The organism is Klebsiella sp. K47, from assembly GCF_051858335.1.
Taxonomy (GTDB): Bacteria; Pseudomonadota; Gammaproteobacteria; order Enterobacterales; family Enterobacteriaceae; genus Klebsiella; species Klebsiella pneumoniae.
On record NZ_JBPYUI010000249.1, the window covers coordinates 1 to 237 of the forward strand.

The 237-nt window shown below is 64.6% G+C and carries 1 pseudogene; it reads left to right on the forward strand.

The features are described from left to right. Positions 1-237, forward strand: a pseudogene (locus RRF55_RS27905) (hypothetical protein); the annotation flags it as partial.

Genomic DNA, 237 nt, shown 5'->3' on the forward strand with positions numbered 1-237 from the left:
GTCAAGCTGGCTGCGACGCTGCTGCAAAATGCCCGCGGCCTCAACTACATCGGCTTTGTCGAAGGCGATGGCCTGTACCGTGGCGAAGCGGATGTGGTGGTGTGCGACGGCTTTGTCGGCAATATCCTGCTCAAGTCCAGCGAAGGCTTGGCCACCATGATCGGTGGGCGCATCGAGGCGCTGTTCAAGCGTGGCCTGATGGCGCGGGCGGTGGGGGCCCTGGCGATGCCGCTGCTC